The sequence below is a fragment of the Mucilaginibacter sp. GW822-FHT03E02 genome (assembly GCF_058801545.1).
Genome location: NZ_JBXANJ010000002.1, coordinates 492,257 through 512,764, shown reverse-complemented (window position 1 = coordinate 512,764; position 20,508 = coordinate 492,257). Strand labels below are relative to the sequence as shown.

Annotated in this window: 18 protein-coding genes; 5 read left to right on the top strand and 13 right to left on the bottom strand. The window is 42.8% G+C overall.

Annotation, left to right across the window (positions count from 1 at the left end; all coding sequences use genetic code 11):
- Nucleotides 1-170: 170 nt before the first annotated feature.
- Both proC and argB read right to left on the bottom strand, forming a co-directional pair.
- Entirely contained in the window at nucleotides 171-992 is an 822-nt protein-coding gene (proC, locus tag AC1RM2_RS28815; protein ID WP_090647124.1) for a pyrroline-5-carboxylate reductase, read from the bottom strand.
- Nucleotides 989-1,834, bottom strand: a complete 846-nt coding sequence (gene argB / locus AC1RM2_RS28810; RefSeq protein WP_492988612.1) for an acetylglutamate kinase — start codon at nucleotides 1,832-1,834, stop codon at nucleotides 989-991. Before argB ends, proC begins: the two co-directional genes overlap by 4 nt.
- 203 nt (nucleotides 1,835-2,037) lie before the next feature.
- Here argB and AC1RM2_RS28805 point away from each other — a divergent pair, with 203 nt between their 5' ends.
- On the top strand, nucleotides 2,038-3,336 hold the full coding sequence (locus AC1RM2_RS28805) for an NAD(P)/FAD-dependent oxidoreductase (protein WP_492988611.1): 1,299 nt from the start codon (nucleotides 2,038-2,040) through the stop codon (nucleotides 3,334-3,336).
- Nucleotides 3,337-3,393: 57 nt separating this feature from the next.
- Nucleotides 3,394-4,638: a cation:proton antiporter gene (locus tag AC1RM2_RS28800; protein ID WP_492988610.1), complete on the top strand. Its 1,245-nt coding sequence runs from the start codon at nucleotides 3,394-3,396 to the stop codon at nucleotides 4,636-4,638.
- A gap of 3 nt (nucleotides 4,639-4,641) precedes the next feature.
- Here the strand turns inward: AC1RM2_RS28800 and AC1RM2_RS28795 are convergent, their stop codons facing one another.
- From AC1RM2_RS28795 to AC1RM2_RS28755, 9 genes are all read right to left on the bottom strand, one after another.
- Nucleotides 4,642-5,250, bottom strand: coding sequence for an FMN-binding negative transcriptional regulator (locus AC1RM2_RS28795; RefSeq protein ID WP_492988609.1), 609 nt, complete (start codon nucleotides 5,248-5,250; stop codon nucleotides 4,642-4,644).
- A 57-nt stretch (nucleotides 5,251-5,307) separates the two neighbouring features.
- Nucleotides 5,308-6,255, bottom strand: a complete 948-nt coding sequence (locus AC1RM2_RS28790; protein ID WP_492988608.1) for an N-acetylornithine carbamoyltransferase — start codon at nucleotides 6,253-6,255, stop codon at nucleotides 5,308-5,310.
- A 26-nt stretch (nucleotides 6,256-6,281) separates the two neighbouring features.
- Entirely contained in the window at nucleotides 6,282-7,409 is a 1,128-nt protein-coding gene (locus AC1RM2_RS28785) for an aspartate aminotransferase family protein (RefSeq protein WP_492988607.1), read from the bottom strand.
- A 155-nt stretch (nucleotides 7,410-7,564) separates the two neighbouring features.
- A complete protein-coding gene (gene argC, locus AC1RM2_RS28780; protein ID WP_492988606.1) occupies nucleotides 7,565-8,563 on the bottom strand; it encodes an N-acetyl-gamma-glutamyl-phosphate reductase in 999 nt (332 codons plus the stop codon).
- Nucleotides 8,541-8,894, bottom strand: coding sequence for a cupin domain-containing protein (locus AC1RM2_RS28775; RefSeq protein ID WP_492988605.1), 354 nt, complete (start codon nucleotides 8,892-8,894; stop codon nucleotides 8,541-8,543). The genes argC and AC1RM2_RS28775 overlap by 23 nt, the downstream gene beginning before the upstream one ends.
- Entirely contained in the window at nucleotides 8,891-10,087 is a 1,197-nt protein-coding gene (argG, locus tag AC1RM2_RS28770) for an argininosuccinate synthase (RefSeq protein ID WP_492988604.1), read from the bottom strand. Before argG ends, AC1RM2_RS28775 begins: the two co-directional genes overlap by 4 nt.
- Nucleotides 10,088-10,170: 83 nt before the next feature.
- On the bottom strand, nucleotides 10,171-10,536 hold the full coding sequence (locus AC1RM2_RS28765; RefSeq protein WP_439698073.1) for a four helix bundle protein: 366 nt from the start codon (nucleotides 10,534-10,536) through the stop codon (nucleotides 10,171-10,173).
- A 54-nt stretch (nucleotides 10,537-10,590) separates the two neighbouring features.
- Nucleotides 10,591-11,232 carry a GNAT family N-acetyltransferase gene (locus tag AC1RM2_RS28760; protein ID WP_477362143.1) on the bottom strand — a complete coding sequence of 214 codons (642 nt, stop codon included), beginning with the start codon at nucleotides 11,230-11,232 and terminating at the stop codon, nucleotides 10,591-10,593.
- 572 nt (nucleotides 11,233-11,804) lie between these two features.
- On the bottom strand, nucleotides 11,805-12,068 hold the full coding sequence (locus tag AC1RM2_RS28755) for a CHC2 zinc finger domain-containing protein (RefSeq protein WP_492988603.1): 264 nt from the start codon (nucleotides 12,066-12,068) through the stop codon (nucleotides 11,805-11,807).
- A gap of 203 nt (nucleotides 12,069-12,271) precedes the next feature.
- Between AC1RM2_RS28755 and rhaM the strand changes: the two genes are divergently transcribed.
- From rhaM to AC1RM2_RS28740, 3 genes are all read left to right on the top strand, one after another.
- Nucleotides 12,272-12,586 carry an L-rhamnose mutarotase gene (gene rhaM, locus AC1RM2_RS28750; RefSeq protein WP_492988602.1) on the top strand — a complete coding sequence of 105 codons (315 nt, stop codon included), beginning with the start codon at nucleotides 12,272-12,274 and terminating at the stop codon, nucleotides 12,584-12,586.
- Nucleotides 12,587-12,649: 63 nt separating this feature from the next.
- Nucleotides 12,650-15,508, top strand: a complete 2,859-nt coding sequence (locus AC1RM2_RS28745) for a glycosyl hydrolase (RefSeq protein ID WP_492988601.1) — start codon at nucleotides 12,650-12,652, stop codon at nucleotides 15,506-15,508.
- 7 nt (nucleotides 15,509-15,515) lie between these two features.
- A complete protein-coding gene (locus AC1RM2_RS28740; protein ID WP_492988600.1) occupies nucleotides 15,516-16,046 on the top strand; it encodes an SGNH/GDSL hydrolase family protein in 531 nt (176 codons plus the stop codon).
- 310 nt (nucleotides 16,047-16,356) lie between these two features.
- On the opposite strand, the gene AC1RM2_RS28735 is transcribed toward AC1RM2_RS28740, so the two are convergent.
- Complete coding sequence (locus AC1RM2_RS28735) at nucleotides 16,357-18,369, bottom strand: FAD-dependent oxidoreductase (protein WP_492988599.1); 2,013 nt, start codon at nucleotides 18,367-18,369, stop codon at nucleotides 16,357-16,359.
- Nucleotides 18,370-18,416: 47 nt separating this feature from the next.
- Nucleotides 18,417-19,817: a glycoside hydrolase family 88/105 protein gene (locus AC1RM2_RS28730; protein WP_492988598.1), complete on the bottom strand. Its 1,401-nt coding sequence runs from the start codon at nucleotides 19,815-19,817 to the stop codon at nucleotides 18,417-18,419.
- Between the last annotated feature and the right edge of the window lie 691 nt (nucleotides 19,818-20,508).

Genomic DNA, 20,508 nt, shown 5'->3' with positions numbered 1-20,508 from the left:
AAATTTCTGTCTATTTAGATATGAAAACTTTATATGATATAACTGCCTTTACGCTAATCAAATTCGTAAAATTCGAAAGAACTGGCACTAATTAGTGTATTGCAGGATTGTCTTGAAACCAATCTAATTCGTGTAATTAGAAAAGATTTGTGACAATTTGTGTGTCAAAATTAATGCTCTTCTTTTTTATAAAGGTCGCCGGCCTTCTCTGCAGATAACTTGATGCCCTTTATCATGGCCGAACTAAAGCCATTGTGTTCCATTTCGTTAAGGCCGGCAATGGTACAACCGCTTGGCGATGTTACCTTATCAATCTCCTGTTCGGGGTGCGATGATAGCTGCAGCAACAAATCGGCAGCGCCTTTAGCAGTTTGCGCTGCCATTTTTAAGGCATCACCCGCGTGAAAACCAATCTCGGTACCGCCTTGCGACGCAGCGCGGATAGAGCGTAAAAAGAAAGCAATACCACAGGCACAAAGTGCGGTAGCTGATGTCATTAATTCTTCATTAATCTGGATACTTACGCCAACGGTATCAAAAAGTGATTTTACCAGGTTAATGTTTTTATTGGTTCCGTTATCAGTGGCAATACAAGTCATGGAGTGGCCAATGGCTATTGCTGTATTGGGCATAGCACGCACCACCTGCACGTTTAATTCCAGTTGCTGGCGAATGTCGCTGCAACTAACGCCGGATATTACTGATATCAGAAGTTGTTTTTCGGGCTTAATTGCAGGCCTTATCTCGTCAAGTAACTTATTCAATTGCTGCGGCAAAACTGCCAAGACTATGATATCCGACTTTTTAACGGCTTTTAAATTGTTATCGGTGGTATGGTAGCCCAAAGCGGCATAATCTGCCAATGCGCCTACATTTCTGCGTGTTAGAGTAATTTGCTGAGGTTTGCAAATACCTGCTTTAACCAACCCTTTGGCTAACGAAAGCCCGATGTTTCCAGAGCCTAAAATGGCTATTTGCTGTGATGCGTTCATGTGGTTTTACTTAAACGAGTTCCAAATGGTTTGTTGTTCTTTATATTTCCTAAATCGTCGCTTTTGCCAATTATTACAGCTTTTACGCCGCAGGCTATCGCTGTAAATGCATTATCGAGTTTAGGCAGCATACCGCTGTGTATAATCCGTTCTTTTTTTAATTCTTCGTAATGCTCCGGGTTTATCTCCCGTATTAATGAGTCATCATCATCAATATCCTGCAAAACCCCTTTTTTTTCAAAGCAATATATCAGGGTTGTATCATATAACGATGCCAAATTCACCGCTAATGCCGATGCAATGGTATCGGCATTGGTATTTAATAACTGCCCTTCGCCATCATGCGTTATCGCGCAAAAAACAGGGGTAAAGCCCGCTTCCATCAGCTTGCTTATATTACCCGGGTTGATTGAATTTTCGTCGATATCGCCCACAAAACCATAATCAATAGTTTTTACCGGGCGTTTTTTTGCTTTAATAAAATTACCATCTGCGCCGGTAAGCCCTATAGCGTTATTGCCAAAACGTTGTAACTGTGCCACTATATTTTTATTGATGAGGCCGCCATATACCATGGTAACCACCTTTAGCGTTTCTATATCGGTTATGCGCCGGCCATCAACAAGCTTTGCTTCAATGCCTAAATCCCCTGCTATTTGCGTTGCTATCTTTCCTCCGCCGTGCACCAATATTTTATATCCATCCAGCGTTTCAAAATCTTTCAGGAAATGATATAAGTTTTCGGAGTTATCTATTACATTTCCGCCGATTTTGATAACATGCAGACTTTTTTTGCCCGCTATTTCGGTGGATTTAATAGAAACTGTATCACTTTTGTTCATTCTTCACAATAATTTAACACGGCGCTTGTTAATTTGACCGCATTTTAAATAGAAATCTGTTAAAAATAAGAAATTATAGTCTATTTCTTGTAAAAATGATTCAAAAATGATTGTTTGGTTACAGTTATGTAAGTTTACAATTTGATTATGAAATAATTAGTATACATCAATTTAAGGCATTAAACTTGCTGTAAATTTTTCCTATGGATAAAAAGAAAGGTACAAAGCCACGTGTCGTGATCATCGGCGGCGGTTTTGGAGGACTTGAATTAGCTAAGAACCTTAAAAATGCACCGGTAGATGTACTGCTGCTTGATAAACATAATTACCATACATTTCAGCCTTTGCTGTACCAGGTAGCGGCCGGTTCTATCGCCGCCGATTCTATCGGTTTCCCAATCCGGAGGATTTTTACCAAGCAGGATAATTTCAGGTTTGCACTTGCCGAGGTTGAACAGATACACCCTGAAACCAATACCCTTACCAGCAATATAGGCACGATATATTACGATTACCTGATTATTGCAACTGGTTCAAATACCAATTTTTTTGGCAACAAAGAAATTGAACACTTTGCTATGCCGATGAAGAATATCCCGGAGGCTTTAAACCTGCGTAGTTTGATATTACAAAACCTCGAGATGTCGTTAGTAACCAAAGACCCGGAAGAGAAAGCAGCTTTAATGACTTTTGTTGTAGTAGGCGGAGGCCCAACCGGCGTGGAGCTATCCGGCGCGCTTGCCGAAATGCGCCAGCTGATTTTGATGAAAGATTATCATGGTTTGCGTAAGCATAATATGAAAGTTTACCTGGTTGAGGGTAAGGATGTTGTGCTTGGCGCCTTCTCGCCGGCAGCATCGGCAAAAGCAAAAAAGTTTTTAGAAGATATGGACGTCACCATTTATAATAGTGTGCACGTACAGAGTTACGATGGCGTCTTGCTTAAAATAGATGACGGCACAACTATACTTACCCGCAATGTTTTATGGGCTGCCGGCGTAAAAGGCGAGGTGCCTGCCGGTTTACCATCAACTAATATCACAAGGGGCAACCGCATACAAGTTGATGAAATTAATAAAGTAAATGGCTACAGTAATATTTTTGCCATTGGCGATGTGTCGGCCATGATTACTACTGAAACACCAAATGGGCATCCGGGAGTGGCTCCTGCGGCTATCCAACAGGGAGAGTGGCTTGCCAAAAACCTGGTGAGGATATTGAATAACCAGGCTACAGTTCCATTTAAATATAAAGACAAAGGATCGTTAGCTACAATTGGGCGTAATAAAGCGGTGGCCGATTTGGGTAAACTGCATTTCCAGGGGTTTTTTGCCTGGTTATTGTGGGGATTTGTGCATTTAATGTCGTTAGCGGGTTTTACCAATAAGGGAATTATATTTTTTAGCTGGGCTATTAACTACTTTAATAAAAACAGCGACAACCGCCTGATTGTACGTTATTTTGATACGGAAACCCGGATGACCGATCCTGAATCTAAATAATAGCGCTTGTTTTAAAACATTGCGACGTTTATTTTATTAGTCAAAAAGTAAACGCCTATGGATTTATTTATTGTAATTGCTTTATTGGTTATTGTAAGCGCATTTTTCTCCTATTTAAATGCACGCTTTATAAAGCTTCCGGGTACCATCGGAATTGTTTTGATAGCTACCATAGTTTCTATCGGAATATTAATTGTTGATAAACTGGACCCAACAACGGCCAGGTATTTAACTACCCTGGCAAAAAATATCGATTTTTCCAAGGTGGTGCTTAATATTATGCTGGGTTTCCTGTTGTTTTCGAGCGCTTTTAATCTCGACGGAAAAAAGCTAAAAAAAGAAATGCGGCCTGTGTTGGTACTAAGCACGTTAGGCGTGATATTATCTACAGCTATTTTTGGTTTTCTCTTATACTACCTGGCTCCATTTTTTCATATCCACATGCCTCTTATTTATTGTTTACTGTTCGGCGCGTTGGTATCACCTACCGACCCGGTAGCGGTTTCGGCAATTGTTAAAAATTCAAAATTGCCTGCGCACCTGGAAACCATTATTTCGGGCGAATCGCTGTTTAACGATGGCGTAGGTTTGGTGTTATTTGTGATTTTACTTGAAATAACCAATGTAGGCGAAAAAAATATAGAGGCTTCGAAAGTAGTTGTACTCATTTTAAAGGAAGTTTTGCTGGGGATTATAGCAGGAGCTGTTTTTGGGTACCTTGCGCAACGACTGATGAAATCGGTAAAGGATTTTCAAACCATTGTGCTTATCTCGTTGGCATTGGTGATGGGCTTATCGGTATTGGCCACCATTTTTGAATTTTCGATACCGTTAGCAGTGGTGACCGCAGGTCTGTTTGCCGGGAGCCATTCCATCAACCAGGATAATAAAGAGCGGTCGCATGAATCGTTGGAAAAATTTTGGCAATTGGTTGATGAAATGCTGAATACTATTTTGTTTGTAATGATCGGGTTACAGCTTATCAATTTACCATTCGTCAACAACTATTGGGTTACCGGGAGCATATCTATTGTGTTTATCTTGATAGCGCGCTGGCTGAGTATTATGCTGCCGCTTACTTTTTTAAGGCGATCATTAAAGGTAAATTACAGCAATATTAACGTAATGACCTGGGCTGGCTTAAGGGGAGGTATCTCCATAGCACTGGCGCTAACTCTGCCAAATACGCCTTACCGTCATCTTATTCTCTCTGGAAGTTATTTTATAGTGATATTCTCGGTAATAGTTCAGGGACTTACACTTAATGCTATGATAAACAGGGCATCTAAGTATATCGAATAAATGCTATTTTAATTTCGACATATATTTGGCGATCTCGCTTTCAACGGAATCCTCGCTTTTACTTAGCGTGTTGATGATGTTTTCACGCTCAAGTACTGATCTGTTCTGACTTAGCTTTTGTTTGCCTTGCAAATCGTCGACGACGATTTCAAATGCCACAATGCCTTTCATCATCTTTTGTTTGTAATCATCGGGCAGGTTATTCCATTGTTGCAGATAGCCCGCTTCATAGTTGTTTATCATTTTAGCTAACAATTCGGCAGTTTCATTTCCTTCGGCTAATAAACTTGCTTTTCCGTAGGCGTGTACAGCTAAATAATTCCAGGTAGGTACATTGGTTTCCTTTTCGTAATTAGCAGGGGATATGTAAGCATGTGGTTCGGTGAATATCACCAATACCGGTTTATTAATTATAGCGAATGCTTGTGGGTTTGCTTTGGCAAAATGAGATAACAGCACCAGTTTACCATTAAGCTGCTCAATCAAAAAGGGGAGGTGGGTAGCAACCGGCACATCATGATCAGCAGTAATAATAGTGGCAAAGCTGTAGCGTTGCATAAAACTTACGGCCTCTTGCTGGTCGGGAAACTTATTGAAAGCCGGTATGTACATAGTTCTCGAGAATCAAGAGTTAAGTTTTTGCTAAATATGTGCATCTATAAAAGCTAACTACAAGCTTTCCAGCATTTGCTTTAGCACAGCCTGCGCCGCCCAAACGCGGTTACCAGCCTCATGTACAACAATGCTGTTAGGCCCGTCCAAAATTTCGTCAGACAGCTCTAAATTGCGGCGAACAGGTAAGCAATGCATCACCTTGGCATCATTGGTTAATTTCAGTTTTTCGTTGGTCAGCATCCATTCCTCATTTTTACCCAATATATTACCGTACGGCTCATAGGCCGACCAGTTTTTTACATAGATAAAATCGGCGCCAGCCAAGGCCTCATCCTGGTTATAACTGATGGTTGCACCTTGGGTAAAATCGGCACAAAGCTCATATCCTTTAGGCTGCACGATGGTAAAATCAACATCGGCCTTGCACATCCACTCAGAAAATGAATTTGGTACGGCTTGCGGCAGCGGTTTAATATGCGGTGCCCAGGTTAATACAACTTTAGGGCGGGCAGTGGTTTTTAATTCTGTTATGGTAACCAAATCTGCAAGGCTTTGCAAAGGATGGCGGGTAGCCGATTCCAGGCTCACTACCGGTACTTTGCAAAACTCTACAAACTTGTTGAATATCATTTCGCTATAATCTTCCTCCCTGTTACGCAGGCCCGGGAATGAACGTACGCCGATAATATCGGCATATTGGCCCATAACACCCGCTGCTTCGCGGATATGTTCAACCGTTGTTCCGTCCATTACAACGCCATCGCGAAGCTCCAGTGCCCAGCCTTCTTTATCGATATTGAGCACCATTACGTTCATGCCCAGGTTAAGGGCCGCTTTTTGGGTGCTCATGCGGGTACGCAGGCTTGGGTTTAAAAACACCAATGCAAGGGTTTTATTTTTGCCCAATTCCTGGTTGGCATAAGGGTTTTGCTTAAGCGCCAATGCCTCTTTTACAAGGGCATCAATATCAGTAACGTCGTTTACAGAAGAAAATAGTTTCATCGGTCGGGATTATTATATATTGCGATCTATTGATTTAAAACATCTACAAAAGCTTCCAAAAATCTATCGGCATGCGCCTTTGTAAGGTTCAGCGCGGGCAACAACCTTACCACGTTTGGCTTAGCCTCGCCTGTAAAAATATGGTGTTTAAATAAAAGCTCTTTACGTGCATGCGCCAATTCTTCTGGTAATTCAATGCCAATCATCAGGCCACGGCCTCTTACTTCTTTTACCTGCTCCAGTTTTTTAAGTTCCTTTATCAGGTACTCGCCAACGGTGGCAGCATTTTGCATTAGGTTATCCTGCTCCATTACTTCCAACACGGCTAAGCCGGCGGCGCAAGCCAAATGGTTGCCACCAAATGTAGTGCCCAGCATACCATAAGCTGGCTGTATTTTTGGCGAAATGATGATGCCGCCAACAGGGAAACCATTGCCCATTCCTTTTGCCATGCTGTATATATCGGCATCAACTCCGGCAAAATCCTGCGAGAAGAATTTACCGGTACGGCCGTAACCGCATTGAACAGAATCAGCTATAAAAACAGCGTTATACTCATCGCATAACGACCGGATTTTTTGCAGAAAACTTTCTGGTGCTACCTGGATACCGCCAACGCCCTGGATGCCCTCGATAATTACAGACGATATTTCGTTATCGGCAAAAGCCTGTGCCAAAGCAGCCTCATCAGCCCAGGGTAAAAATATTACATTGTTGGTTTCGTTAATAGGGGCAACAATCTTTGGGTTATCGGTAACCGCAACTGCTAAAGATGTACGGCCGTGAAATGCCTTGGTAAATGCGATAACCTTCTTTTTGCCATTATAAAACGATGCCAGTTTTAAAGCATTTTCGTTTGCTTCAGCACCCGAATTGCAAAGGAATAGTTGATAATCTTCTTTGCCTGATACCTTACCTAATTTGGTTGCAAGCTCTTTTTGGATAGGGATTTCGATAGAGTTGGAATAAAAACCCAGTTTGTGCAATTGATCTTCTAAGCGCTTCACATAGTGGGGATGTGTGTGCCCGATAGATATTACAGCGTGACCGCCGTACATGTCAAGGTATTCGTTGTCCTGGGCATCGTACACAAGGCTACCCTGGCCCCTTACTATATTTATTGGATTGATAGGATATACGTCGAATAATTTCATTTTCGTTGAGCTTAAAGGTAAAAGCTTAAGGCAGAAAGCCTTTGTTTTCTTAGCGTTTGATAAGGCCAATCAGCATGGCTTTAACGTTGTTAGTTGACTTATTTGTTTGCTGAAACAGATCTTTTTATCGTTGGCAACTGCCTTTAGCCCTAAGCTTAAAAAGCAGCCGCCTTAAGTCGTAGTCCCGTGCGCTCGTCCAGTCCGAACATTAAGTTCATGTTTTGTACTGCCTGGCCCGAGGCACCCTTAAGTAAATTATCCATAATACTGACAATGAATATTTTATTGCCATGTTTTTGTACTTGAATAAAGCATTTGTTGGTGTTTACAATTTGCTTTAAATCGATATTTCTGTTGGTTACATGCGTAAACGGATGTCCGTCATAATAACTTTGGTAAAGTGCTAAAGCCTCACTCTCTGTAAGGTCGCTTTCGGTATATATTGATGCGATAATACCGCGTGTAAAATCGCCACGATAAGGCACAAAGTTGATGGCTTTATCGAAACCAGACTGTAGCTGCTTTAACGATTGCCCTATCTCATTCAAATGCTGGTGATTAAACACCTTGTAAACAGATAAGTTATCGTTACGCCATGTAAAGTGCGAAGTGGCTGCCAGGCTTTGGCCTGCGCCTGTTGAACCGGTAGTCGCGGTAATGTGTACTTCGTTGTTTAACAATCCTTTTGATGCAAGGGGCAATAATCCTAATTGCAAACAAGTAGCAAAACAACCCGGGTTGGCTATGTTTTCTGCCGTTTTAATCGTTTCCCTGTTTAACTCAGGCAAACCGTATGTGAAGTTTTTACTTTTTAATTTTGAATTTTGACTTAAACGAAAGTCCTGGCTAAGGTCAATAATCTTTACTTCGTCTGGAATTTCGTTTGCATCCAAAAACTTTTTAGCATCACCATGGCCAACACAAAGGAATAACACATCTATATCGGTATTAAACTCCGCGGCGAATTTCAGGTCGGTATCACCAAACAAATCGGTATGTACCTCGTAAACATAATTGCCCGCATTGCTGTTGCTATGTACAAACGCAATATCAACGTTAGGGTGGTTAATGAGGATACGCAGCATTTCGCCGCCGGTATATCCCGCGCCGCCAATAATGCCTGCACGTATTTTATTTAATGTTGATCCTGTCATTATTTGTTGATGGATATGAATATAAAATAAACTCCAGGTCACTTTGATCATTGTTGCTGATGAAGTGTTTTTGCCCCGGTAATATTTCGATGCCCTGCTCGGGTTTTAAAACGGTTGTTTCTCCATCAATGGAGAAAGTTGCCCGCCCCTTCAAAATGAAGAACAACTGAGTTGCCTTTTCATGATAGTGCAATTGTTCGGCCGTGTCTGGCGGCATTAGCTCCTGTTTTACAGATAATGCTTCGGTATCAATAAAAGTCCAGCCGTGGCAGTCATCGCCCCAGTTATAATGCTTCAGGCATTCTCCTTTTGAAAAGGTTACGTTCATCATTTGCCTTCGCCGTTTACTTTATGATAGATCATTACCTGGTTACCAAATATTTTGGAGAAACCTTTAACGTCTTCGCCGCTCCAGGAGTTATTCATTTCGCCGTAGCTGCCAAATTTATTCGACATCAAATCATGATCCGATTCAATACCTACAACCTGGAAACGGTATGGATTTAATTGTACAAATACTTTGCCACTTACATTTAACTGTGTATCGGCTAAAAAAGCCTCCATATTGCGCATAATAGGATCATGGAACTGCCCTTCATGCAGCCAGTTACCGTAGAATGCAGAAAGCTGATCTTTCCATGATAACTGCCATTTGGTTAGCACGTGTTTCTCTAAAGTATGGTGAGCCTTTATAATTACCATTGGTGCAGCGGCCTCAAAGCCCACCCGGCCTTTAATACCAATAATGGTATCGCCAACGTGAATATCCCTGCCAATGCCATATGGTTGCGCTATAGCCTGCAAAGCCTGGATGGCTTTGGTTGGGTGATCATATTTTTCACCGTTAATACCAACTAATTCACCTTTTTCAAATTCAAGTACAAGATCTTTCACTTCAGATTCGGTTACCTGGGTTGGCCATGCTTCTTCAGGTAAGCCTAAGTTTGATGTTAAAGTTTCCTTACCACCAACTGATGTTCCCCAGATGCCTTTGTTAATTGAATACTTTGCTTTCTCGAAGTTCATTTCCACACCATGATCTTTCAGGTATTGAATTTCCTCTTCGCGACTTAATTTTAAATCGCGGATAGGAGTGATGATCTTAACTTCCGGAACCAGGATATTGAAAATCATATCGAAACGTACCTGGTCGTTACCTGCGCCGGTGCTGCCGTGGGCAACAAACTCGGCGCCAATTTCTTTGGCGTAGTTAGCAATAGCAGTTGCCTGGCTAACACGCTCGGCACTTACCGAAAGCGGATAAGTGTTATTTTTTAGCACATTACCATAAATCAAAAAGCGAACGCAGGTGTCGTAAAAGTTTTTAGTCTCATCAACCACATGGTGCGATGTAACGCCCATTTTATAAGCGCGTTCTTCAACCCCTTTTAGTTCTTCGTCGCTAAAGCCGCCGGTATTTACAATTACCGAATGAACTTCATAACCAAGGTCCTGTGTTAAATATATACAGCAAAATGAGGTGTCTAATCCGCCGCTGTATGCTAATACTACTTTTTTCTTCATTCTTTTTAGAGGTAAAAGGTTAAAGGCGAAAGGTTAAAGGTTCTCGCCTCGTAATTTTTTGGTAAAAGGTTAAAGGCGAAAGGTTAAAGGTTTTCGCCCCGTAAAAATTTTATGAAGCCAATTAACATGGCTTTTATCTCGTTTATTGCTGTATTAGTATTTTCATAAATTTCTTTTGATATAAATCCCAGGTCATAAATCAGGTAACATGTATATTCTACTTCATGCGCAGATCCTAAAGCATTGTCAAGATAATGAACAAAATCACGATCCGTATTTTTTCCACAACCTTCTACAATATTCAAAGGAATGGAGTATGTTGATCTGCGCAATTGGTTGGTTAAAGCAAAACGTTCTTCCATAGGCATTATAGGTAAAATGTCAGCATACACCTGCTTCGTAAGCAAATGTGATTTTTTCCAAACATCTAACTTTTTATAATCCCTCATTTAATTCTTCTTTTCTACCTTTCGCCCTTAACCTTTCGCCTTTTACCTAAAAAGTTAATCGTGGTGAATTCGTTTCTTAATCGCATTTTCTATCCTTTCAAGCAGCGTCGCCTTATGCGTAATGCGTTTCATTTTTTCCTCGTCCTGCTTCATTTTTTCGGCCGGATCGAATAGCATGGCGGTGCACATACAGTTTTTGCGGCCCTTGCTCATCAGGATATCGTAATTAACGCAGCTTTTGCAGCCTGCCCAAAAGTTTTCGTCCTGCGTAAGCTCGGAGTAGGTTACTGGTTCGTACCCAATTTCTGAGTTTATCTTCATTACCGCCAGCCCGGTGGTTAGTCCGAATATTTTGGCTTCGGGATATTTTTTACGCGAAAGCTGGAAAATAGCATGCTTAATCGCCTTTGCCAAACCCACTTTGCGGAAATTGGGGTTAACAATTAAGCCTGAATTGGCAACAAAATCGCCGTGGCTCCAGGTTTCAATGTAGCAGAAGCCGGCCCAGGTACCGTCTTTATGAAGAGCGATAACTGCTTTGCCTTCCAGCATTTTGTTGGCAACATATTCTGGCGAGCGTTGTGCAATACCCGTTCCGCGCGCTTTAGCCGACTCGGCCATTTCATCGCAAATCATTGTGGCATAATCTACATGCTGAGCTGTAGCAACCTGAATATCAAAATCTTGTATGGTCATTTAAATAGATAATTACCGTTAAATTAATTGGCTTTTGATCGCCTTAATAATTAGATGGCTTTTTTACAAAGAAGTTTAATAAGATCTTTGAGGGGTTTAGTACGGGAAATTAATTCAAACCCTTGGCATATAGGGCCTTCGTCGGGAAGGGCAGGATAAAAAAACAGTTGAACCCAAAGCAGCGGCAATGGGAGCAAATGTTGCTCTTGTTGCGGGCTTATTTAAGCTTGGTTGATTCATTTTTTTTGAGGTATTACTGTGTTTTTAATTTGGGTGCAAATTAGGCCATAAATTTTTACTTATCCAAGAAAAAACTTACATTATAACATTTAAATAGAATTGAGGTAGCCTGGCCGCTATCATCCATTTGAAAAACAGTTAAATAACGTTATCGCTATTTAATTCTGGTGTGCCATGAAATACTGTAAAAACGATATACAAATACTCAAAATTATGCCAAAAAGACGGCACAAAAGTCCAATTAATTTCAACTTTTGTGCAACTAATTGACACTTTTACGCAACTGCCAATAAATCGAATAATTTGGGGACGGGGCACGACGCCGGATGACTTTATTTTCCCTGCGCGATAAGCCCGATAGCGTCTTCGCGCGATTTATTTTCAATTGCCATCACAAATTCTATCGGGCCGCCGCCTTTGCCGCAGCCAAAACATTGAAACATATTTTTTTCTTCGTAAACCATTAATGAGGTAGCCTGGTCTTTGTGGAAGGGGCATTTACCTTTAAGGGCTTTCCGGCTTACTTCGAGCAGGATATATTTGGAGACGATTTCTACGAGGTTGGGTTGGACAGGGGTGGAGATAGATTCTGACATAGACATATAAGATGGGCGAAAATAAGAATTAATATGTGGGAGGTTAAAACTTTTCGTTAGTTAATCAGGATGCTTCGGGATTGTTAACTGAAGAAAGAATACTTATTTTGGCAAAGCGCAAGTCTGGTTAAATATATAGGCCATTTTTAGACGAAGCGTACATCAACAACCAATTGCCGTACTTAACCTTTTAACATTTACCTATGGATCGCGTAGCATTTAAAATGAAACTTTTTCCCGGCTTCGAGCAGGAATACAAAAAACGGCATGATGAAATATGGCCCGAATTATCGGCGCTGCTAAAAGATGCGGGGATAAGCGATTATGCCATCTTCCTTGATGAGGAAACCAACAGCCTGATAGGTGTTTTGAAAGTAGCCGACAAGACTTTACTGGATAACTTACCAGCAGAGGCCGTTATGCAAAAATGGTGGGCCTATATGGGCGATATTATGGAAAGCAATCCTGATAACTCACCGGTAAGCATCCCGTTAAAAGAAGTTTTTTATCTGCCATAAGTATTTAGATATTTTGAAGCTCCTGGCGTTTACGCGTCGAAATTGCCCAATAAATAAATCTACATGTCAGTATTCAACAAAAACTTCAAAATAGCCCTTGTTTTAGTACTTTTAATAAGTGCCGAGGCCGCAACCGCGCAGGTAACATGGCCTGTAGTTACCAGGCAAACCAAACCCTGGGCCCGCTGGTGGTGGGAAGGCAGCGCGGTAAATAAAAAGGACCTTGCTTGGAATATGCAAAGCTACCATGACGCCGGTTTAGGCGGAATGGAAATAACGCCTATTTACGGCGTTAAAGGACACGAGCGTGAGTTTATACCTTATTTGTCGCCACAATGGGTTGATATGCTGAAATATACACTGCAGGAGGCTAAACGTTTGGATATGGGTATTGACCTGGCCAACGCCACAGGCTGGCCTTTCGGCGGCCCCTGGGTAACAGATCAGGATGCGAGTAAGGAACTCTTCTGGAAAAATTATGACCTGAAGGGCGGGGATAAATTAAATGAACCTGTTGTGTTTGTACAACAGCCCCTGGTACGGGCCGACGGCCAGGCGCCAAAGATCACCGACCTAATTGAGCCCATCAGCAGTAATAAAAACCTGCAATTGATGGGCCTTGACCAGGTGCGATTTGAAAAACGCATACCACTCACTGTTTTAATGGCCTACGATGGCAAAGGGCAGGCCCTGAACCTGACCGATAAAGTTGAGGCCGATGGCAAACTGAACTGGACCGCACCTGCCGGTAACTGGAAGCTATATGCGCTTTTTATGGGATGGCATGGTAAAATGGTGGAGCGGGCCGCTCCCGGTGGCGAAGGTTATGTGATTGATCATTTTTCGAAACCGGCACTGGATCATTACATGGATAGGTTTAACCAGGCATTCAAAGGCCAGGATGTAAGTGCTATCCGCGCGTTTTTTAACGACTCGTACGAGGTAGACGACGCCCGCGGGCAATCAAATTTTACCCCACAGTTTTTTGATGAGTTTATTAAGCGCCGTGGCTATGATCTTCGGGATCATTTACCGGCCTTATTTGGTAGTGACGACAAAGAAAACAATAACAGGATATTGTGCGATTACCGCCAAACTATATCCGATTTGTTGCTTGACAATTTTACCAAACCCTGGCATGAGTGGGGTAAATCAAAAGGTGCTTTAATCCGTAATCAATCGCACGGTTCGCCATCCAATATACTGGATCTTTACGCGGCTATTGATATTCCTGAAACCGAGGGGAATGATATCCTGCGATTCAAGTTTGCTACCTCGGCGGCACACGTTACAGGTAAACCGCTGGCTTCATCCGAGTCGGCAACCTGGCTTAATGATCATTTTTTGTCGTCATTAGGCGATGTTAAACAGGCTATTGATGAATATTTTGTAGGCGGCGTTAACCATATTTTTTATCATGGTATCAGCTATTCACCAAAGGATGCCCCCTGGCCCGGTTGGTTGTTTTATGCCGAAGTACATTTTAACCAGACCAATCCATTCTGGAACGACTTTTCAACTCTTAACCAATACATAACCAATTGCCAGTCGTTTCTGCAACAGGGCAAGCCGGATAATGATGTGCTGGTTTATTATCCTTTGTTCGATAGCTTTTCGGAACGCGGCGAAAAAGGTTTACTTAAGCATTATGATGCCATGAAACCCGATTTTAGCGGTACAGGTTTTGAAAACTCAACCCAGGAGATGCTGAAAAAGGGCTACACTTTTGATTTTATATCAGACAAGCAGATAATGGCACTGCAAGCCACCGGCGCCCACATCGCCACCGGTGGAATCAGTTACAAAACCATTTTGCTGCCCGATTGCAGGTATATCCCGCTGGAAACATTCGGTAAAATAATGGATCTGGCAAAGGCAGGAGCAACAGTGGTGGTGTATAAGAACCTGCCGTTAGATGTGCCTGGATATGCCCGTTTAAATGAGCGCGAAAAAGCATTTAAGGATTTACAGGCCGGGTTAAACTTTACCCCGGGGGCCAATGGGGTTAAAACGGCTGCTATAGGCAAAGGAAGGTTTTTAATTGCCGATGATATAATGCCCCTGCTGGATGCCGCGGGAATAAACAGGGAGCGAATGACCGATGATGGCCTTCAATTTGTACGCAGAACCTACAAAAATGGCAACAGCTATTTCATCGCCAATAATAGCGATAAAGCGGTAGATGGCTGGGTAGAGTTATCCGTTGATGCAGCATCAGTAGTGGTATTTGATCCGATGACCAAAATTTACGGGTTGGCCGGCAGCCGGAAACAAGGCAAAGGCCAAACCGGTGTTTACCTGCAACTACAGCCCGGGCAAAGCTGCATTTTGCAAACGTTACCTTCAAAAGTTAATATCGCAAATTATAAATATTACCAGCTTGCAGGTAAACCGGTAAATGTAAATGGCATATGGGCGCTTGCGTTTACCCAGGGCGGCCCAACCTTGCCGCAACCGGTAAAAACCGGTGACCTTAAATCATGGACGGCATTAGGGGGCGATGAATTTAAAGCGTTCTCGGGAACAGGGAGTTATTCAATCACTTTTAAAAAGCCAACCCTAAATGCGGTAGCCTGGCAGCTGGATCTGGGCAAGGTGCATGAAAGTGCCGAAGTTTATCTCAACGGTAAAAAGTTAGTTACACTTATAGGTCCGCAATACACGGTTACTATACCTTCTGTACAGTTAAGGTCGGTCAATCAGTTACAGGTAAAAGTAGCCAACCTGATGGTGAACCGCATTATAGATATGGATAAAAGGAATATCCCCTACAGGATCTTCTATAATACTAATTTTCAGTCACATAGCCCCGGATCCAAAGGCCCGGATGGGCTTTTTACCGCAATAAACTGGCAGCCAAAGCCATCTGGTTTGGCTGGGCCGGTTACCCTTAGGCCGGTTAAATATTTGCTTATTAAATAGTTATATCATGATAAAACCATTAAAATCCATTTTTATCCTGTTAATTGTAGCTTTCGCAGCCCTGGCGTTTGTTAATCAGCAAAAACCAACACTGTACCTCACCGGGGATTCCACAACCCGCAACAGCGATAAGGAAACATGGGGTTGGGGCAGTATTATTCCAAACTATTTTAACCTGGCGAAGATCAATATTGAGAACCATGCGATGGCCGGCCGCAGTACGCACGGGACCATCAAAGGCATTGGCGCCGAGGAACAGGAAATATACAACCCGGTAAGGAAAATACAGGAGGTGGTACATACCTGCGGCTGGTATATGCGCAAGTACATTGCTGATATAAAGGCCAAAGGCGCTACGCCGATTATTTGTTCGCCTGTACCGCGCAATTTTTGGAAGGAGGGCAAGTTTGCCGGCCACAGGAATAAAGACAGCTACGGCCAATGGGCCAGTGAAATAGGCGAAGAAACGGGTACTTATTTCATCGATCTAAATAAAATGATAGCCGATGATTACGAAACGGAGGGCAAAGCAAAGTAAAGGCGACCTATTTGGGAACTGATGTTACCCACACTTTTGAACTGGGTGCATAGTTAAATGCAAAAACCGATCCAGGGAATCAGGTCGTTCAATACTTTGGCGTTGAACAAATATTTGAAGCAGTAACTGTTATGACATTGTTGCAAATGGGGCTGTAGAGACGCATAATTGCGTCTCCCCCAGGACATTCAGGCTTTGCAAGGCCGATTTGCATGTGTGATTTGCATGCGGGAGACACAATTATGTGTCTCTACATTGATTGAAAAAATAACCTTGATAAACAGTAACTGATAATTTGTTACCCCTCCAGCTACCTTGCCGGTACAAAAAGCACGGCATCTGCAACTGTGGCCCCGTTGGCATCTTTGTTGGAGATTTCTACGTAAGCCTGCTTGCTTTTTGATAAATTGTATGGTCCCAAAGCAACCCATTCGCCAGATGTTTGCCCTTCAACCCGGATAGCTGCCTGATCAATTATTTTTTCAGTTGTACTTGTTCCGTCAAAAATGGTGATGTGTGTTTTTGCTGAACCGTTTTTAGTTTTTGGGAAATAAACGTAAACATTATAGCCGCCGCTTTTAACAATATCCGGCCTGAACTTAACCGAGCTGAACGCGCTTGTATTGGCCGTATCAATAAAATAAGTTGGGCCGTAACCGCCAGATTGTGCAACCTTCCAATCCCCGGTGATTTGAACGTGAGCGGTATCATCATTATCAACCAATACCTCGGGCGTGCTGCCATCTGCAAGCGGATTGCTTTTCAATAGCTTCTGCACCGCTGTAACATCCACCAGTTGCACGGGTATTTTTCTGTCAATAGCCTGGCAGGCGGCAACGGCAGCCGATTGACCTAATACCATAAACACGGGTTCCATGCGGATGGAACCGTAAGCAATGTGCGAAGCCGAAAGGCAAACCGGCACTAAAATATTTGAAGCCTCTGCCGGTTTGGGAACAATGGCCCGGTACGAAACCGGGTAGGGGCCAAAACCTCCCACTTCAACGTTGCCTTCGTTTTTAACCATGCCATCAACCACCTGCCTGTCGCAATTATGCGAGTCCATGGTATAGGCCGCCATGCCAACACCATCATTGGCGACCTCTTTTCCCTGGCAGTATTGCTGGGTCATCACCAGTTGTCCTGTCATCCTGCGGGCTTCCCTGATATAAAGCTGGGGAGTCCAGTTTCCATTATCTGTATATTCATCTTTTGGGTAGCCCCATTGTTTCATTTCATTACGGATGTTAGCCGGTATCCGCGGATCGTTACCAAGGAAATATAGAAAGCCTTTGGTATAGGTTTCATGCTCTTTCTGGATTTTTAGCCGTTTTTGATAATCAGCTTCGGGGTAATCCCAGTTCATGCCTATCATATCGGTAGAAAAACCACCCTTATTATTAATGTCAGTCTTCCCATTAGGCATTTTGCTTATGATAAGCACATCGTTAATTGATTTCCACGGGGCTTTTTCCTTCAAGCGAAGCAGCAATTCATATTTTTGAGGATCGTAGTTTTTCGGTTTTGCAATGTCTATCCGATTTTCAGGTGCGTTTGTTAACGTAATGCGAAAGTTATAAGCCTGTACTTTTTTATCGCCCGAGCCGGTTGCCTGTAAACTTGTTTCAGATATCCCCCATAATAAACCGCTTTTCGGGTCGCCGGGTATTTTATATGGGTCGATGCCGTCGGGAAACTGGTGCCCATCCATTAATTCAACGCCGTTGATGGTTTCATGGTACTGGCTGTTTGCTTCCCGCCCAACGGTGTAAGAAACGCCCGAACGGGCCATCAAATCACCTTCATAGGTGCAGTCAATAAATTCTTTTGCTCTAATTGTTATATTGGTTGCCGTTGTAGGTTTCAATGAATTTTCAACTACCATTCCGGTTATCACGTTGCCGCTCTTATTTACTTTGATAAGGCGATTTTGCAATAAAACGGTAAATCCTGCTGTTTTGGCGTATTGGTTAAAAATGGCTTCGGCCACCTTTGGTTCAAATATCCATTGCTCGAATTTTCCGTAATGTTGCCCAATTTTCCGGTAAAAATCCCTGGCCAGGCCGGTAACCACATATTTGTTGCCGATATCGGTATAGCCTAAGCCGCCTGATGTCATGCCGCCCAAATGATTTCCCGGCTCAACCAATACCACAGTTTTGCCCATTTTTTTTGCTGTGTACGCCGCTATTACACCGGCACAGGTGCCGCCATATACACAAACATCTGTTTCAATTGCTTTGACGCCTTGTGCATAAGGCGAAAAAATCGCGCAAAAGTTAATTAGTATGATCAGCAGGATGATTGCCTTAAAGTTTTTCATGGGTGATTGTTTAACATGGTCCAATAATCAGGTATTGCCGGGTATATTTAATCCGGCACCTGTACTGCACTGTCATTAATTACAAAAGGATGCTTTTGCAGCATACGGTAAATTTCGGCCCCTGCCAGTAAAACCGGGCCATAACCGTGTGCTGCATAGTTATTAACAGGTCGGTAGTAATAAAAAGCAGGATCGAACCCCATACCAGTGCCCACGCAGGTGCCTTCTACCTGGCCTTTGTCATTTACTTTTGTACCCACCGCGTTCCAGGCGAGCAGCGCCGCAGGACCGTAAGCTTTGGCATCCAGCCATCCTTTGTTAATAGCTCTTGCAAAGCAATAGGCATAAATTGCCGTTGCCGAAGTTTCAAGATACGAATCGTTCCGGTCAAGCAGCTGGTGCCAAAAACCGGTTGCGTCCTGGCGCTGCGCAAGGCCTGCTGCATGTTTTTTTAGCATTTCTAATAAAATCGCTCGTCCGGGATGGTCCTGCGGCAGGGCATCAAGTAATTCAATAGTTGTTAAAATAGCCCAGCCATTTGCCCTGGCCCAATGAAACTGGGGGTGCGGGTCCATATCCTGCACCCAACCGTGCATATATAATCCGCGTTCGGGGTTAAACATTCGTTTACTGAATAATTGGTATTGCTTCACAACTTCGTCAAAATACTTTCTGTCGCCGGTAAGCGCGCCCATTTGTACCAATGCCGGAAGGCTCATGTACATATCGTCAAGCCATAAGGTATTTGGGTGTGGCCTGTTGCGGGCCAGCGTTCCATCGGCCAGGCGAAATTGTTTTGTGAGGATATAATTGATGTAGTTGTCAATTATCGGCCGTAAATCTGTCTTTACGGCCCCGGTTTTTACAGCTTTGATCATCGCCGCGGCCATTGATCCTGCATCGTCAAGCGCTTCGGGTGTAATGGTTGATTTTACAGGTGTTACTGCCTGAGGGGATGTTTTGACGTAAGCTTTAAACGCGGCAACGGCGGTACCAATATAACTCAACCGGTTTACGGTGTATTCTGTAAATTTTTTATCCCCGGTTGCTGCGCCGGCTTCCAGCATTCCTGTATAAGTTACACCCCATTCATAGCTGATTAGCCTGAAATCGCCGGCTGCAAAAACACTATTGGCGTTTACATTGGCGAAATTATTAATTGCCTGCCCGCCCGGTTTGTCAATGAGCTGATAGGGGGTAACCTCATCCAGGTAATGGTATACTTTATCCAGCACGGCTTTAACGTCGGCTTGCTTGGTTTCTCCGTATGGCGTTATGTAGGCCGGCTTAAGCAGATGTAAGGGTGTGGTTGCATCGTTGTTTTTCGAAACCGAAGTTTGACCATAGGATGCAAATGATATTGTTTGTATTAAAAGCGTAATAACAAAGCAGTTTATAACAAATTGTAAAAGCAGGCAATTGCCGGGTGTACTGTTAGATTGGCTCATGAAATAATGTAATTGGTGGCTGGTTGATGTATTCGGTTATAAAGTTATGATATTAGATGTTCTTCGGGGAAACATTAAGTCAAAATTCAAAAATCAAAATTCAAAAATGATTTTTGGTTTATAGTGGGAAGCTATTAAAAAACGTGAGTGCTGCGGATCTACTCATCATGTAATGGTATTTACACAAATATTCGTTTGAACGCTGGCTACGACTCACCCCGACGAGGCTACGCCCGTCTGCCCCTCTCTCCGCTTCGCGCATAGAGGGGCTAAAAGATCATTTTTATTTTCTCGACCCTCTTTGCGGCGCCAGCCGGAGAGAGGGTCGGCCAGCGTAGCGTAGCCGGGGTGAGTCTTCGCCGCCATGCGATATACGCCAATACCCCTTTCAGAGCGTTTCACGTGATAATCAGCAAGATAGAGTAAGGGCATTGTGCCCGTATTTATAGCCTTTCGTGCGGCGAAAAAATTGCGTCAAAAAAAACAAATTTTAAAACAATTTCTTGAATATTTGTTTTATTTGCTGTCTAATTGCCGATGCTTTATTATACCTGAAAAATATTTTCTTTTTAAATATTTTAGCCTTAACCGTTTAGAAATTTACTGTCGCTTTTTTATCTTTACTATGCCGGATTTAACCATGCGTTGTTTCCTGTTGTTTATGTAACAGCTATTTTAATTAAACTGATCA

Coding starts and splice junctions, on each gene's coding strand:
- proC (WP_090647124.1), bottom strand. CDS start 992: ATGAACGCATCACAGCAAATAGCCATTTTAGGCTCTGGAAACATCGGG.
- argB (WP_492988612.1), bottom strand. CDS start 1,834: ATGAACAAAAGTGATACAGTTTCTATTAAATCCACCGAAATAGCGGGC.
- AC1RM2_RS28805 (WP_492988611.1), top strand. CDS start 2,038: ATGGATAAAAAGAAAGGTACAAAGCCACGTGTCGTGATCATCGGCGGC.
- AC1RM2_RS28800 (WP_492988610.1), top strand. CDS start 3,394: ATGGATTTATTTATTGTAATTGCTTTATTGGTTATTGTAAGCGCATTT.
- AC1RM2_RS28795 (WP_492988609.1), bottom strand. CDS start 5,250: ATGTACATACCGGCTTTCAATAAGTTTCCCGACCAGCAAGAGGCCGTA.
- AC1RM2_RS28790 (WP_492988608.1), bottom strand. CDS start 6,255: ATGAAACTATTTTCTTCTGTAAACGACGTTACTGATATTGATGCCCTT.
- AC1RM2_RS28785 (WP_492988607.1), bottom strand. CDS start 7,409: ATGAAATTATTCGACGTATATCCTATCAATCCAATAAATATAGTAAGG.
- argC (WP_492988606.1), bottom strand. CDS start 8,563: ATGACAGGATCAACATTAAATAAAATACGTGCAGGCATTATTGGCGGC.
- AC1RM2_RS28775 (WP_492988605.1), bottom strand. CDS start 8,894: ATGATGAACGTAACCTTTTCAAAAGGAGAATGCCTGAAGCATTATAAC.
- argG (WP_492988604.1), bottom strand. CDS start 10,087: ATGAAGAAAAAAGTAGTATTAGCATACAGCGGCGGATTAGACACCTCA.
- AC1RM2_RS28765 (WP_439698073.1), bottom strand. CDS start 10,536: ATGAGGGATTATAAAAAGTTAGATGTTTGGAAAAAATCACATTTGCTT.
- AC1RM2_RS28760 (WP_477362143.1), bottom strand. CDS start 11,232: ATGACCATACAAGATTTTGATATTCAGGTTGCTACAGCTCAGCATGTA.
- AC1RM2_RS28755 (WP_492988603.1), bottom strand. CDS start 12,068: ATGTCAGAATCTATCTCCACCCCTGTCCAACCCAACCTCGTAGAAATC.
- rhaM (WP_492988602.1), top strand. CDS start 12,272: ATGGATCGCGTAGCATTTAAAATGAAACTTTTTCCCGGCTTCGAGCAG.
- AC1RM2_RS28745 (WP_492988601.1), top strand. CDS start 12,650: ATGTCAGTATTCAACAAAAACTTCAAAATAGCCCTTGTTTTAGTACTT.
- AC1RM2_RS28740 (WP_492988600.1), top strand. CDS start 15,516: ATGATAAAACCATTAAAATCCATTTTTATCCTGTTAATTGTAGCTTTC.
- AC1RM2_RS28735 (WP_492988599.1), bottom strand. CDS start 18,369: ATGAAAAACTTTAAGGCAATCATCCTGCTGATCATACTAATTAACTTT.
- AC1RM2_RS28730 (WP_492988598.1), bottom strand. CDS start 19,817: ATGAGCCAATCTAACAGTACACCCGGCAATTGCCTGCTTTTACAATTT.